Annotated in this window: 15 protein-coding genes and 2 tRNA genes; 11 read left to right on the forward strand and 6 right to left on the reverse strand. The window is 63.2% G+C overall.

Annotated elements, in window-relative coordinates; all coding sequences use genetic code 11:
* The first annotated feature begins 84 nt into the window (after positions 1–84).
* Positions 85–393 (forward strand): BA14K family protein, encoded by a 309-nt coding sequence (locus NL532_RS16990; RefSeq protein WP_023667455.1) that lies wholly within the window; start codon positions 85–87, stop codon positions 391–393.
* A gap of 73 nt (positions 394–466) precedes the next feature.
* Here NL532_RS16990 and NL532_RS16995 read toward each other — a convergent pair whose 3' ends face one another.
* On the reverse strand, positions 467–823 hold the full coding sequence (locus NL532_RS16995) for a hypothetical protein (RefSeq protein WP_286487386.1): 357 nt from the start codon (positions 821–823) through the stop codon (positions 467–469).
* Positions 824–870: 47 nt separating this feature from the next.
* The gene (bhcR, locus tag NL532_RS17000) at positions 871–1,689 is read right to left on the reverse strand and encodes an HTH-type transcriptional regulator BhcR (RefSeq protein WP_023667454.1); all 819 of its coding nucleotides are present in this window, start codon (positions 1,687–1,689) and stop codon (positions 871–873) included.
* 203 nt (positions 1,690–1,892) lie between these two features.
* Between bhcR and gcl the strand changes: the two genes are divergently transcribed.
* The 3 genes from gcl (at position 1,893) to NL532_RS17015 (ending at position 5,746) form a co-directional block, all read left to right on the forward strand.
* The gene (gene gcl / locus NL532_RS17005) at positions 1,893–3,674 is read left to right on the forward strand and encodes a glyoxylate carboligase (RefSeq protein WP_027050436.1); all 1,782 of its coding nucleotides are present in this window, start codon (positions 1,893–1,895) and stop codon (positions 3,672–3,674) included.
* Between the two features lie 168 nt (positions 3,675–3,842).
* The gene (gene hyi, locus NL532_RS17010; RefSeq protein ID WP_023715773.1) at positions 3,843–4,640 is read left to right on the forward strand and encodes a hydroxypyruvate isomerase; all 798 of its coding nucleotides are present in this window, start codon (positions 3,843–3,845) and stop codon (positions 4,638–4,640) included.
* Between the two features lie 161 nt (positions 4,641–4,801).
* Positions 4,802–5,746 carry a 2-hydroxy-3-oxopropionate reductase gene (locus NL532_RS17015; protein WP_155923842.1) on the forward strand — a complete coding sequence of 315 codons (945 nt, stop codon included), beginning with the start codon at positions 4,802–4,804 and terminating at the stop codon, positions 5,744–5,746.
* 43 nt (positions 5,747–5,789) lie between these two features.
* Here the strand turns inward: NL532_RS17015 and rlmB are convergent, their stop codons facing one another.
* Positions 5,790–6,641 (reverse strand): 23S rRNA (guanosine(2251)-2'-O)-methyltransferase RlmB, encoded by an 852-nt coding sequence (rlmB, locus tag NL532_RS17020; protein ID WP_023667451.1) that lies wholly within the window; start codon positions 6,639–6,641, stop codon positions 5,790–5,792.
* Here rlmB and NL532_RS17025 point away from each other — a divergent pair.
* From NL532_RS17025 to NL532_RS17035, 3 genes are all read left to right on the forward strand, one after another.
* Positions 6,640–6,873 (forward strand): hypothetical protein, encoded by a 234-nt coding sequence (locus NL532_RS17025; RefSeq protein WP_023818201.1) that lies wholly within the window; start codon positions 6,640–6,642, stop codon positions 6,871–6,873. The two genes, rlmB and NL532_RS17025, sit on opposite strands and share 2 nt — an antisense overlap.
* Positions 6,852–6,936 (forward strand) — tRNA-Tyr (locus tag NL532_RS17030). Before NL532_RS17025 ends, NL532_RS17030 begins: the two co-directional genes overlap by 22 nt.
* A 28-nt stretch (positions 6,937–6,964) precedes the next feature.
* A tRNA-Gly gene (locus NL532_RS17035) sits at positions 6,965–7,038 on the forward strand.
* An 8-nt stretch (positions 7,039–7,046) separates the two neighbouring features.
* Here NL532_RS17035 and NL532_RS17040 read toward each other — a convergent pair.
* Positions 7,047–7,436: a VOC family protein gene (locus NL532_RS17040; protein WP_023829540.1), complete on the reverse strand. Its 390-nt coding sequence runs from the start codon at positions 7,434–7,436 to the stop codon at positions 7,047–7,049.
* 194 nt (positions 7,437–7,630) lie between these two features.
* Between NL532_RS17040 and NL532_RS17045 the strand changes: the two genes are divergently transcribed.
* Positions 7,631–8,518: a helix-turn-helix transcriptional regulator gene (locus tag NL532_RS17045; RefSeq protein ID WP_023829541.1), complete on the forward strand. Its 888-nt coding sequence runs from the start codon at positions 7,631–7,633 to the stop codon at positions 8,516–8,518.
* Here the strand turns inward: NL532_RS17045 and NL532_RS17050 are convergent.
* The gene (locus tag NL532_RS17050; RefSeq protein ID WP_023667447.1) at positions 8,515–8,991 is read right to left on the reverse strand and encodes a YidB family protein; all 477 of its coding nucleotides are present in this window, start codon (positions 8,989–8,991) and stop codon (positions 8,515–8,517) included. The genes NL532_RS17045 and NL532_RS17050 overlap by 4 nt on opposite strands.
* Before the next feature lie 130 nt (positions 8,992–9,121).
* Between NL532_RS17050 and NL532_RS17055 the strand changes: the two genes are divergently transcribed.
* Entirely contained in the window at positions 9,122–9,379 is a 258-nt protein-coding gene (locus NL532_RS17055; protein ID WP_023688411.1) for a GlsB/YeaQ/YmgE family stress response membrane protein, read from the forward strand.
* 65 nt (positions 9,380–9,444) lie between these two features.
* Here the strand turns inward: NL532_RS17055 and NL532_RS17060 are convergent, their stop codons facing one another.
* The gene (locus tag NL532_RS17060; protein ID WP_023681464.1) at positions 9,445–10,332 is read right to left on the reverse strand and encodes a DMT family transporter; all 888 of its coding nucleotides are present in this window, start codon (positions 10,330–10,332) and stop codon (positions 9,445–9,447) included.
* A 313-nt stretch (positions 10,333–10,645) separates the two neighbouring features.
* Here NL532_RS17060 and tuf point away from each other — a divergent pair, with 313 nt between their 5' ends.
* Entirely contained in the window at positions 10,646–11,821 is a 1,176-nt protein-coding gene (gene tuf / locus NL532_RS17065) for an elongation factor Tu (protein WP_023723394.1), read from the forward strand.
* Between the two features lie 282 nt (positions 11,822–12,103).
* On the forward strand, positions 12,104–13,603 hold the full coding sequence (locus tag NL532_RS17070) for a COG3904 family protein (protein WP_348524281.1): 1,500 nt from the start codon (positions 12,104–12,106) through the stop codon (positions 13,601–13,603).
* The last annotated feature ends 64 nt before the right edge of the window (positions 13,604–13,667 follow it).

Below are 13,667 nucleotides of genomic sequence, written 5' to 3' on the forward strand. Positions count from 1 at the left end.
TCTTTCGAACCTTTTTCCGCGCCGAAACGACAGATGATCAAGAGGCGGATGGATCGCCTCTCGCAACGAAACAAGGAGATCGTCATGTTCACGCGCAAAATCGCTTCTGCCCTCATCGCCAGCACCGTCGCCGCCACCTCGCTGGTCGGCACCGTCCAGCCCTCGGCCGCCCACAGCCATCACCACAACCGCGAAATCGGCATCGGCATCGCCGCCGGCGTCGGCGGGTTCGTGCTCGGCAGCCTGCTCAACCAGCAGCCCCGCACCGTCTATGTCGACGACGAGGGTGGCTCCTGGCACGTCCGCCGCTGCGCCAACCGCTACGCCAGTTACGATCCGTACTCCGACACCTATGTCGGCTATGACGGCTACCGCCACTATTGCCGCCTCTAAGAGAGGGAAGGCACACAATACGGAAAGGGGGGCTGTACGCAGCCCCTCCTTTCTGCATTGAGTGCGGTGCGGGCTATGGTTTGAAGATCGGCAATCCGGCTGCACGGCAGGTGCCGGCAACGCTGGCATTCTGCGATTGATCGCCCATGGCGATGAGTTCGAACCTGCTTCTTTCATCCGGATAGATCTTGGCGGCGAATGGTTGGTCTGTTGTATGACCACCGGACTTCGCCGCGACATGGCCGCAGACCAGGACTTCCCGGCGGCCGTTGAGCGTCCGCTCGCCGGCGCGCATCGTCCCGAATTTGGCGGACGCAGGATCCTGCAAATGCTGGCGAATTCCGATCGTGATTGTCTCCTCCAAAGCGAGCGAGATCGGAATCTCGCTGACTTGCTCGGAGACAGGGGCGGGCTCGGGCGCCGTCGCCACGCATCCGCACAGTGAAGCGGCGAGCAAAAGCTGAAGCGTTCTCCGCATTATGATCGGAACCCGCCGATCATCCTCGTCACCTCAGCGGCGGCGTCGCGCACCAGCGGCCCGATCTCGTCCAGCCGCTCCATCGTCACCCGCACCGTCGGTCCGGAGACCGAGACACCGCCGATCGGCTCGCCGAACTCGTTGAAAATGGCGGCGGCCACGCAGCGCATGCCGGGATGCCGCTCCTCGTCGTCGACCGACCAGCCGCGGTGCTTGATGACAGCCAGGTCATGGGCCAGCGCCGAAATGTCGGACAGCGTCTTGTCGGTGAAGCGCTGCAGGCCCGACTTGCGCAGGATGGCGGCGACGCGTTCCGGCTCGAGCTGCGCCAGCACCGCCTTGCCGATGCCCGAGGCATGGAAGGAGCTGCGCGTGCCCGGGCGGAAGAAGGCGCGGATCGCCTGATGGGTCTCGACCTGGCTGACGAAAACGACGCAATCGTCCTCGGCGACGCCGAGATTGGCGGTTTCACCGGTCTTCTCCATCAATTCCTGCATGACCACGCGGGCCCGGTCGACAAGCTTGCGGCGGCGCAGGAAGGCGGCACCCATGCGGTAGGTCTCGACGCCGATCGACCACAGCTGGTCCGATGTATCGAACTCGACCATGCCGTGGTTCTGCAGCGTCGTCAGCATGCGGTAGGCGGTGGACGCCGCGAGCTCGCTGCGCGCCGAAATCTCGCTCAGCGACAGGCCACTGCCTTCAGCGACGATGGCCAGGATGCGCAAGGCCCGGTCCAGCGACTGTACAGAACCGGCCTCGGACGGACCGTTGAAAGCGCGCGGCCGGCCGCGCTGGCGTTTTTCGCTGGTTTCCATGGCGGCATTGTCGCCGGTTTCGCCGAAATCGCAATGAAAAACTTTTTCATCGATTTTGATGGCGGATTCATGGAAAACGAAAAACCTAGGGGAATCAGTGTATAGAAGCGGTTTTCTCGAAATGAAAAATTATTCTGAAAAAATTGAAAAATGAAAACGACACTGGCATTGTCAACCAACCAACAATCTTGAGGAGGCTGGACATGGCCAGGATGCGCGCTGTCGATGCAGCGGTTCTCGTTCTCGAAAAGGAAGGCGTTTCCTGCGGCTTCGGTGTGCCGGGCGCGGCGATCAATCCGTTCTATTCGGCGCTGAAGGCGAGGGGCTCGATCCGCCACATCCTGGCTCGTCACGTCGAAGCGGCCTCGCATATGGCCGAAGGCTACACGAGAGCCAAATCAGGCAATATCGGGCTGTGCATCGGCACGTCGGGCCCGGCCGGCACCGACATGGTCACCGGGCTCTATTCGGCGGCGGCGGACTCCATCCCGATCCTGTGCATCACTGGTCAGGCGCCGCGGGCACGGCTCAACAAGGAGGATTTCCAGGCGGTCGATATCGCCGCCATAGCCGCACCCGTCGCCAAATGGGCGGTCACGGTCATGGAGCCCTATCTCGTGCCGATGGCGCTGCAGAAGGCATTTCATCTGATGCGCTCGTCGCGACCGGGCCCGGTGCTCATCGACCTGCCGGTCGACGTGCAATTGGCCGAGATCGAATTCGATATCGATGCCTATGAACCGCTGGTCCCGTTCAAGCCGGCAATGTCGCGCGCCCAGGCCGAAAAGGCCTTGGCGATGCTCAATGCCGCGGAAAAGCCGCTGATCGTCGCCGGCGGCGGCATCATCAACGCCGATGCGTCGGATCTGTTGATCGAATTTGCCGAGATAACGGGCGTGCCGGTCATCCCGACGCTAATGGGCTGGGGCGCGATCCCCGACGACCACCGGCTGATGGCCGGCATGTGCGGGCTGCAGACCTCGCATCGCTACGGCAATGCGACGATGTTGGAAGCCGATTTCGTCTTTGGCATCGGCAATCGCTGGGCCAACCGCCACACCGGTTCGGTCGATGTCTACACCAAGGGCAAGAAATTCATCCATGTCGACATCGAACCGACCCAGATCGGCCGGGTGTTCGCGCCGGATCTCGGCGTCGTCTCGGACGCCGGTGCGGCACTAAAGATGCTGCTCGACGTCGCCACCGAATGGAAGACGGCAGGAAAGCTGCGCGACTGGTCGGGCTGGGCGAAGGAATGCCAGACCCGCAAGAAGACGATGAAGCGCAAGACGCATTTCGAGCAGGTGCCGCTGAAGCCGCAGCGCGTCTATGAGGAGATGAACAAGTCGTTCGGCCGTGACACCACCTACGTCACCACGATCGGCCTCTCGCAGATCGCCGGGGCGCAGTTCCTGCATGTCTACAAGCCGCGCAACTGGATCAATTGCGGCCAGGCCGGCCCGCTCGGCTGGACGCTGCCGGCAGCGCTTGGCGTGCGCGCCGCCGATCCGGATCGCACCATCGTGGCGCTGTCGGGCGACTACGACTTCCAGTTCATGATCGAGGAACTGGCGGCCGGCGCACAGCACAAACTGCCGTATATCCATGTCGTCGTGAACAATGCCTATCTCGGCCTGATCCGCCAGGCGCAGCGCGGTTTTGCGATGGATTTCGAGGTGAGCCTAGCCTTCGAGAACGTCAACCGCGCCAACGATCCGGAGGCCGGCTACGGCGTCGATCATGTCGCGGTCGCAGAAGCGATGGGCTGCAAGGCGGTCCGGGTGCGCAAACCGGAAGAGTTCGCCGGCGCGTTCAAGGAAGCGCAGCGGCTGATGAAGGAATACCAGGTGCCGGTGGTGCTCGAATTCATCCTCGAGCGCGTCACCAACATTTCCATGGGCACGGAAATCGACAAGATCACCGAATTCGAGGACCTTGCCGAAAGCCATGAGGATGCGCCAACGGCGATTGTGTTGCTCGATTAGGCGCGCCGATATTCAGGTGAGACAGGCCTGCAAACGGCGCCTTCCTGCGCTTCCGGTGCTCACGTACAGAAAGTACGTTCCGCTCCGGTTTTCGAAAGTCACCGTTTTCGACTCTGCCCGACCTGAATCTCAACACGCCTAGGGCCAAGCAGAAGAAGGAGAAAAAGAATGCCGCGTTTTTCAGCCAATCTGTCGATGCTCTTTGGCGAGCATGAGTTCCTCGATCGCTTCGATGCCGCAGCCCGCGCCGGCTTCAAGGGCGTCGAATATATCGGCCCCTATGATCATACGCCTGACGTGGTCGCGGCCCGGCTGAAGAAGAACGGCCTGACACAGGTGCTGTTCAACCTCCCGGCCGGCGACTGGGGCAACGGCGAGCGCGGCATCGCGGTTTTGCCCGACCGCGCGCCAGAATTCCGGCAAGGCATCGCCAAGGCGATCAGCTATGCCCATGCGCTCGGCTGCGAGCAGGTCAATTGCCTCGCCGGCATCGCGCCGCAGGGCGTGGATCGTTCGGTGCTGGAAAATACTTTAGCCGAGAACCTCGCGTTTGCAGCCGAGAAACTGGAGCAGGCCGGCATCCGGCTTTTGATCGAGCCGATCAACACGCGCGACATACCGGGTTTTTTCCTGAACTATTCGGAGCAGGCGCTGGCGCTGATCGAGCGCGTCGGTTCGAAGAACCTGTTCCTGCAATACGACATCTATCACATGCAGATCATGGAGGGGGATCTCGCCCGTACCATCGAGGCCAACCTCGGCCGCATCGCGCATATCCAGCTTGCGGACAATCCCGGCCGTCACGAGCCGGGGACGGGCGAGATCAATTATCCCTTCCTCTACGAGCATATCGACAGGATCGGCTATTCCGGCTGGGTCGGAGCGGAATACAAACCGAAGGCGGGGACGGAGGCTGGGCTGGGGTGGTTTCGGGAGCTTAACGGGCAGGGGAGTGCCGCGGCTTAGCTGTTACGATTGAAGTCGCGTTCCTTCGCGCCCCCCTCTGGCCTGCCGGCCATCTCCCCCACAGGTGGGGAGATCGGACGTCATCCCGGCTTTTCGCCAATCCCCAACATTGCAGGGTGAGCGAGGCGCCGAAACTGCCAATCTCCCCACAAGTGGGGGAGATGGCCGGCAGGCCAGAGGGGGCGCGAAGGAACTCAGCCTCAACAAAGGAGAAAACAATGGAAACCATCGGCTTCATCGGCCTTGGCATTATGGGCGCGCCGATGGCCGGGCATCTCCTGGATGCCGGCTACACCGTCATTGCCAGCGACCACCGCTCGAAGCCGCCGGCCGACCTCGTCGCCAAGGGCTTGAGAAGCATCACCGGCCACGCGGCAGTGGCGAAAGCCGCCGATATCGTCATCACCATGGTTCCTGACACCCCGCAGGTTGCCGAGGTGCTGTTCGGCGACAATGGTGTTGCATCCGGCCTGAGCAAGGGCAAGCTCGTCATCGACATGAGCTCGATCTCGCCGATCGAGACCAAGACCTTTGCCAAAAAGATCAACGATCTCGGCTGCGACTATCTTGACGCGCCGGTGTCGGGCGGCGAGGTCGGCGCAAAGGCGGCGTCCCTGACCATCATGGTCGGCGGCGAGGACAAGGCGTTCGAGCGCGCCAAGCCCGTGTTCGAAAAGATGGGCAAGAACGTCACGCTTGTCGGCCCGAACGGCGTCGGCCAGACCACCAAGGTTGCCAACCAGATCGTCGTAGCCCTGACCATCGAGGCGGTCGCCGAGGCGCTGGTCTTTGCCGCAAAAGCCGGCGCCGACCCCGCCAAGGTCCGGCAGGCGCTGATGGGCGGGCTGGCGGCATCGCGCATCCTCGAGGTGCATGGCGAGCGCATGATAAAGCGCACCTTCGCGCCGGGCTTCCGCATCGAACTGCACCAGAAGGATCTCAGCCTGGCGCTGGAAGGCGCCAAGGCGCTCGGCGTCTCATTGCCCAACACCTCGACGACGCAGCAGCTGTTCAACTCGTGCGCGGCGAATGGCGGGGCGAAAGAGGATCATTCGGCGCTGGTGCGGGCGCTGGAGCGGATGGCGGGGCATGAAGTGGGTGAATAGTGAACGGTGACGGTAAGAACGCTTTCCATTCAGCATTCACTATTCACTTTCCAAGGAACTTCCGTGCCGCATAAAGGCTCACCGCCGCGGCGTTCGACACGTTGAGCGAGCGGATGGCGCCGGGCATGTCGAGGCGGGCGAGTGTCGTCACCGTCTCGCGCGTCTTCTGGCGCAGGCCCTTGCCTTCGGCGCCGAGCACCAGGGCTATCTTTTCGCCTGAAAAACTCGTTTCGAGTTCGGCCGGCCCGTCCGAATCGAGGCCGATGGTCTGGAAGCCGGCTTCGTGCAGCTGTTCCAGCGCGTCGGCGAGGTTCTTCACCTCGACCTGGTCGATATGTTCCAGCGCGCCGGAGGCGGATTTGGCCAGCACGCCGGATTCCTGCGGGCTGTGGCGGGCCGTGGTGATCAGCGCACCGGCGCCGAAGGCGACCGCCGAGCGCAGGATGGCGCCGACATTGTGCGGGTCGGTGACCTGGTCGAGCACCAGCACCAGTTTGGTATCGCCGAGCGCGTCAAGGCGCTTGGGCTTCAGCGGCTCGGCCTCGATCAGCACGCCCTGGTGGACGGCGTCCGAACCGGTGATCTTGTCGATGTCCTTCGGCTCGACCAGTTCGGCCTTGAACGGCAAAGCGGCGAGGTCGGCGATCGCCAGCCGCTCGGCGGCATTGCGCGTCACCAACATCTTTCTGATCCGCCGGCGCGGATTGTCGAGCGCGGCGCGCACCGTGTGCAGGCCATAAAGCCGCACCAGCCCGTCGGCGGCGTTCTCGCCCGGCGGCACCGGCTGGCGCGGCCGGAAGGCGGGCGCGCCGCCGGCCTTCTCGTCGCGATGGGCGCGGCGCAGCTTGGCGTAATGGGTGTCTTTGGCGGTCTTGGGCGTGTTGTCATTGCTCATGGCCGGCTTCTATAGCCGCGTCGCCGGGCTGTGGATACAGGCAGAAACCCGGCTTGCCGGGCAGGCTGTCAAATTCAGCGCATTTTGCCTTGGGGTGCGGTTGACACCCACTGGCCTTGCCGCCATAAGGCGCTTCGCTGATTTCGGACAAAACCCTGGTTTCGACCTGATCGGCGAGAATGCCTCGTTGCAAGGCTTCGACGGCAGGCTGGAGAGGTGCCCGAGTGGTTAAAGGGGACGGACTGTAAATCCGTTAGCTTAGCTTACGTTGGTTCGAATCCAACCCTCTCCACCACTGCCAGCCCGCGAACCTTGAGGACGATGCGGGTATAGCTCAGTGGTAGAGCAGCAGCCTTCCAAGCTGAATATGCGGGTTCGATTCCCGCTACCCGCTCCAAACACTCATCAGATCTCTGCGAATATCTCGACAACGTTGCCATCCGGATCGCGGAAGAACACTGTCCTGTGGCCCCATTCCTGGTCGGTGAGCGGCAGGACCGGCTGCACGCCCTTGGCCTGAAGCGCCTCGGCGCAGGCAGCGACCATCTCCGGCGCCACCCGGAATGCCAGCTGCAGCGACAGCGCATCCCGCTGCTGCGGCGTGTCGTTGAACATCATGCCGAGGCTGGTCAAGGCCAGCGTGTTCAGGCCGACTCGGTATTCGATCCAGCGTTCGCTAAGCTCGCGCTTCAGCTCAAATTCCATCACATCCCCGTAGAAGTGCCGCATGGCGGACATGTCGCGGGCGAAGATGACGGTGTAGTCGATCTGACGGATTTCATTGAGCGCGTTCATTGGTGGTGTCCTTTGGGTTGCGTTGTGGGCCTCGATGGCCCACGCCTTTCCGGACACGACGCAAGTGACGGCGAGCGGAAACAGCCAGCGTCGGGTGAGGTGCATGGGCGATCCTTTCAGGCGATCGCCCGCAATCTAGCTTGCCTTTAAAGGGGTACAAGACTACCGCTTATACTGGTATTGACGGTGACAGAATGACGTATGACCGCCCACGGCGCGACGAGCTTGCCCGCTTCCTGCGCGAGCGGCGGGACCGCTTGCCGCGGATCGATGGCGCCAATGGCCGCCGCCGGGCACCGGGCCTCAGGCGCGAAGAGGTCGCCGCCGAGGCGGGGATCAGCACCACCTGGTACACCTGGCTCGAGCAGGGACGGGAGGTGAACGCGTCGCCGCAGGTGCTTCGCTCGCTGGCGCGGGTGCTGAAGCTGAGCCGGTCCGAGCAGGCCTATCTGTTCCAATTGGCGCGGCCCGATCTCGACTGGCGAAACCGGCTCGGCGAGCAAGGCCTGCCCAGCGCGCCGTTGCTCAGCCTGCTCGACGGGCTGGCGCCGCACCCGGCATATGTCGTCAATCGCTATTGGCAGGTCGTCGCCTGGAACCACCCCGCGGCGGTGCTGCTCGGGGATTTCGAGACGGATGATGAGTGGTCCGGCAGCCTGCTCGCCCGGCTGTTTCTCGACCTGGAATGGCGGCAGCGCTTTGTCGACTGGCCGGAGGTTTCGCGCTCGGCGGCGGCGCAGTTCCGGCTTGCCACTGTCGCCATGACTCGCGATCCGGTGCTGGCTGCGCTGGTTTCGTCACTGGAAGCGGCAAGCGAAGCGTTCGCCACGTGCTGGAACAGCCGCGACATCGCCGAGCCACCGATCTGGCGGAAATCCATCCGGCACCCTGTCGCCGGCGCGATGTCCTTCGATTTCGCCACGCTGCAGCCGGGCGGCCGCGACAGTGATTTCTCGGTTTCCGTCTACACGCCGGTCGATGCGTCGACTGCCAGGCGGTTCGCCGCGCTGGTCGGAGCAACGCCCGACAGCCGCAAGGCGGTGCCGGGCGTGTTTGCGCGTGATGCAGGCGCAGAAGTCTAGCTGTTGAAAGCGGACGCGACCTGGTGTTGCTGCGGCACCTGTCCGTTCGGCGTCAGTCTGTCGACAATGCCGGGCAGGGCTGTGGACAATTGCTTGAGCAACTCCTGCTCGTCCAGTCCGGTCCTTTGCGCGATCTCTCGAATGACCTGCGGGCCGATCGCCTTGCCCAGATCATTGGCGTTGATCGGCTGGTTCTGCCCGGTGCCGACCCATGAGTCAGCAACATTGCCTTGGCCGGCATTCTTGAGCTTGTCGAGCAGTCCGCCCAGTCCGCCAAGCAGGCCGCCGTCGCCTGAGGCCGTGGTTCCGGTGGGGGCTGGCGTTTGAGGCTGGGCGGGCTCGCCCGTCTCTTCGGCACTCGTCTGTTCGGCGCTTCTGCCGCTCAGCATCTTTCCCACCAGCAGCGCGCCGAGCGCGATCATCAGCGGTTTGGTGATGTTGCCGCCGGGCACGGCGTTGTCAAAAAGTCCCATAGGTCAATCCTCCATAACGACCAAGCCCGTCCCGCCGGCTACAATGGACCATGCGGGCGGAATTTCAAGTTGGCTTGAGCTTTTGACAATCATGTGACCATGATCGGCGGGCGGGGAATGGAGAGGAAAAATGGGCATTATCAGCTGGATCATCCTCGGCGTCATCGCCGGCTTTATCGGCAGCAAGATCGTCAACAAGACCGGCCAGGGCCTGATCATGGATATCGTGCTCGGCATTGTCGGCGCCATCGTCGGAGGGCTGATCTTCAGCGCCTTTGGCGCCACGGGTGTGACCGGCCTCAACATCTGGAGCCTGATCGTCGCCATCATCGGCGCGGTGGTCGTGCTGTGGGCCTATCACCAGTTCTCCGGCAAGCGAACGCTTTAGGCGCCAGTCTGCCGACTGGCCGACCGCAGGTCGGCCAAACCTGCTTCGACGCGTTGACTTGAAGGTCAGGCGACGACGGTCAGCCTGCGCTTGCGTTCATCGAGCGAGACGATGGTCAGCCCGCTCGCGACCACCAGCAGGATGCCGCAGACCGCCAGGGCATTCGGGAACTGCCCGAATACCAGCACGCCTGAGATGACCGCCCAGACGGTAAAGCAGTAGTAGAACGGCGCCACCACGCCGGTCGGACCGACGCGATAGGCCATGAAGATGAAGAAATGGCCGAAGATCAGGAAGAATCCGGCGCCGGCCATGAGCAGCAGGTGCCGGGCTTCCGGCATCACCCAGCGCTCGGAAACGAGATGCGCGGCGCCCGCGCCGATGAGCACCACCACGACGGCGGAAATGGCGACGATCATGCCCGGCACCTCGGCCGCGACCCGCCTGCCGGCAAGATCGCGCGCCGCCGCCAATGCCGCGTTGCCGAGCGCCAGCAACGCATAGACCGAGATGCCCTGCATGGTCGGCTGGGCCACCATGAGCGCACCGATGAAGCCGAGCCCGATCAGCGCCATGCGCACGCCGCCGATCCGTTCGCCGAACAGGATGGAGGAGCCGACCAGCATCAAAAGCGGGGTGATCTGCCCGAGCGCGGTCGAATCGGCGATCTGCATGTTGGCCAGCGCCACGACGTAGCAAAGGATGGCCGCCAGCTCGAGCAGGTTGCGGCGCAGCACGCGTTTGTCGAAGATCAAAGGGATCTGCCTGCCATAGCCCAGCAGGAACAGCAGCGGCATGCCCCATAGCGTGGCCGCGACCCCGCGCAGGAACAGCACTTCATAGGACGGCAATCCCGCTGTGGCGAGCTTCATCATCGTGTCGTTGACGAGGTACGACCCCGTCGAAACGATCATGAACAGCGGGCCGCGTATGGAGGTCGGTATGAATTGCATGGGGCAACCAAATCAGACCGCCGCCGCAGCGGCAATGGGCCAGGCGCCGGCTGCACATCCGGCAGGCAAAGGCCAGGACATGGGCGGGACAGGACATGGGCGGGAATAGCAAACAGGTGCTGGAGCCCGCAGCCCCCATTTCATTTCCGTTCGCGCGTTCCTATATCAGCGCCACATCCCCGCAATCGGATCATCGGTTCGCACCGAGTGGACAGCGCACCCGGCCACAAGGCACTTGTGTTTTTCGGCCGTAGTCGCTAATCGCCCCGCATTCGACTGAACTGAAGGTCAAGGCCGTCCAAGGAAAGAGACTATGGCAAAAGGTAAATTCGAGCGTAACAAGCCTCATGTGAACATTGGCACGATTGGCCACGTCGATCATGGCAAGACGTCGCTGACGGCGGCGATCACGAAGTATTTTGGCGAGTACAAGCGCTACGACCAGATCGATGCGGCGCCCGAAGAGAAGGCCCGCGGCATCACGATTTCGACGGCGCACGTCGAATACGAGACGGCAGCGCGCCACTACGCCCATGTCGACTGCCCCGGCCACGCCGACTATGTGAAGAACATGATCACGGGTGCTGCGCAGATGGACGGCGCGATCCTGGTGGTGTCGGCCGCCGACGGCCCGATGCCGCAGACCCGCGAGCACATCCTGCTTGCCCGTCAGGTCGGCGTGCCGTCGATCGTGGTGTTCCTGAACAAGGTCGACCAGGTCGACGATGCCGAGCTGCTCGAACTGGTCGAGCTCGAGGTTCGCGAGCTTCTGTCGAAGAACGAGTTCCCCGGCGACGACATTCCGATCGTCAAGGGTTCGGCGCTGGCTGCTCTGGAAGACTCCAACAAGACCATCGGCGAAGATGCGATCCGCGAGTTGATGGCTGCGGTCGATGCCTATATCCCGACGCCGGTTCGTCCGCTGGACAAGCCGTTCCTGATGCCGATCGAAGACGTGTTCTCGATCTCGGGCCGTGGCACGGTCGTCACCGGCCGCGTCGAGCGCGGCATCGTCAAGGTCGGCGAGGAACTGGAAATCATCGGCATCCGTCCGACGACCAAGACGACCTGCACGGGCGTCGAGATGTTCCGCAAGCTGCTCGATCAGGGCCAGGCCGGCGACAACATCGGCGCGCTGCTGCGCGGCGTTGATCGTGAAGGCGTCGAGCGCGGCCAGGTTCTGGCCAAGCCCGGTACGGTGAAGCCGCACAAGAAGTTCGTGGCCGAAGCCTACATCCTGACCAAGGACGAAGGTGGCCGTCACACGCCGTTCTTCACCAACTACCGTCCGCAGTTCTACTTCCGCACGACCGACGTGACCGGCATCGTGTCGCTGCCGGAAGGCACGGAAATGGTTATGCCCGGCGACAACATCACGGTCGATGTCGAGCTGATCGTGCCGATTGCCATGGAAGAGAAGCTGCGCTTCGCCATCCGTGAAGGCGGCCGCACCGTCGGTGCCGGCATCGTCGTCACCATCAAAGAGTAATCGAGCCCGGCATCGCCGGATCGAAACGGATAGGGGCGGCCCTCGGGCCGCCCTTTTTCGTTGGCTAGATGTGCCTGTTTGGGGTCCCAATCTCTGTTGCAAGTCTGTGAGCCTCTACAGTATAGATTGCGTTGAGGGCTTGGTCGGATGGTTCCACAGCACCGTTTGCATAGTCGGCCATGGTTGGCACTGGGGCTGATCTGCCTGGTGTCGATGCTTGCCGTGGGCAGCGCCGCCTTCGCGGCCGAGACAAAAAATTCAGAGCCGGATCCGGATCCGCCGATGCGGTTCGTCGTCGTGCGCAGCGACGCGGCGGGCTGTGAGCCGACCTGTCCGGAATGGATATCGGCCGAGGGTGCGATATCGGCCAAGTCGCCGGCGCTGCTCAAGGCTGCCCTGAAAACGCTCGGCGGCCGCAAATTGCCGATCGTCATCAACTCTCCCGGCGGCGATGTCGATGCAGCCATCGCCATGGGCCGGATGATACGCAAGAACAAGCTCGACATCGCGGTCGGCAGGACCTGGTTCGTCGGCTGCGAGCCAGGGGTGAAAAACTGCAAGGAGAACGACGCCAGAGGCGCGCACTATATCGGCAGCCCCTATGTGCTCGGCAGCTATTGCGCATCCGCTTGTCCAATGATGCTGGCCGGCGGCACCAGGCGCCTGGTCGGGCCGCTGGCCTATCTCGGCGTCCACCAGATCACGACCACGATCGTGCAGATGAACGTGCAATATCAGGTCCGCTACCGGATCGTGAAAGGCAAGAAGCGGGTCATCAGCAAGAAGGTCGTCAGCCGCAAGAACACCGGCAGCTACAAGACCTACGAGATGAGCAAGGGGGTGGAGCGCAAGCTGTCCGCCTATTTCAAGGAGATGGGTGTCGACCTCAGCATCATCGAGACGATGAAGAGCACGCCGGCCAGCGACATCCAGCAGATCGACCTCAGCGACATGCTGACAATGAAGCTGGTCACCAGCGACGACGCTGCAGATTTGCTGACCAGCGCAAGCCTGTGCAGGCTGAACCTTCCGGCTCCGAATTGCCGGGAAATACCGGCGAACAAGCCAGCCGGCGGCCTGCCGGACGTGGCAAAGGCTGCGCCGCTGCCGGTGAAGCCGGAGAGCGCGCCGCATGATGACGGCATGCGCTTTGTCGTGGTTCGCGGCAGCAACCCGCTCTGCAATCCCGACTGCCCGGAATGGATTGCAGCGCAAGGCGCGATTACGCCCCAGACGCCGCAGAAACTCAGCCAATTGCTCGCCACGCTTGGCAACCGGCGGCTGCCGGTGGTGATCAGCTCGCGAGGCGGCGACCTCTCCGGCGCCCTGGCGGCGGGCCGGATCATCCATGAAAAGAAGCTCGACGTTGCCGTTGCCCGCACCGATTTCGTCGGCTGCGACCCGGCAGAGTGGAATTGCCTGGCCAGGGAAGGCGCCTATGCCGGGCTGAGCGTCGATGGCGACGGCGACTGCGATTCGGCCTGCGCGCTCATGCTGGCCGGTGGCGCCAGGCGGCTTGTCGGTACCCAGGCGCGGCTCAGCCTCTATCTGATGGGGCAGAAGCAGGCAGTCAAGTCCTACCTCGACGAGATGGCGATCAGCCCCGCTTTGTTCAGGGCGCTCCAGGGCAGTTCGGTCGAGCGTCAGCTCGAACCCGACATGATGCTGGAGGTCGGCCTGACGACCGGGCGCCAGTCGGTGGATGCGCTGACGGGGTCCAGCATCTGCAGATCGGCGCCGAAACCTGAGAATTGCCGCGTGGTGCCGTCGTCCAATGGCTGATCGCGCCTATCGTCATGGAAGAGAAGCCTTGCTTCGCCTTCCGTGAAGGCGGCCGCACCGTCGT

The sequence above is a fragment of the Mesorhizobium sp. C120A genome (assembly GCF_030323105.1).
Lineage (GTDB): Bacteria > Pseudomonadota > Alphaproteobacteria > Rhizobiales > Rhizobiaceae > Mesorhizobium.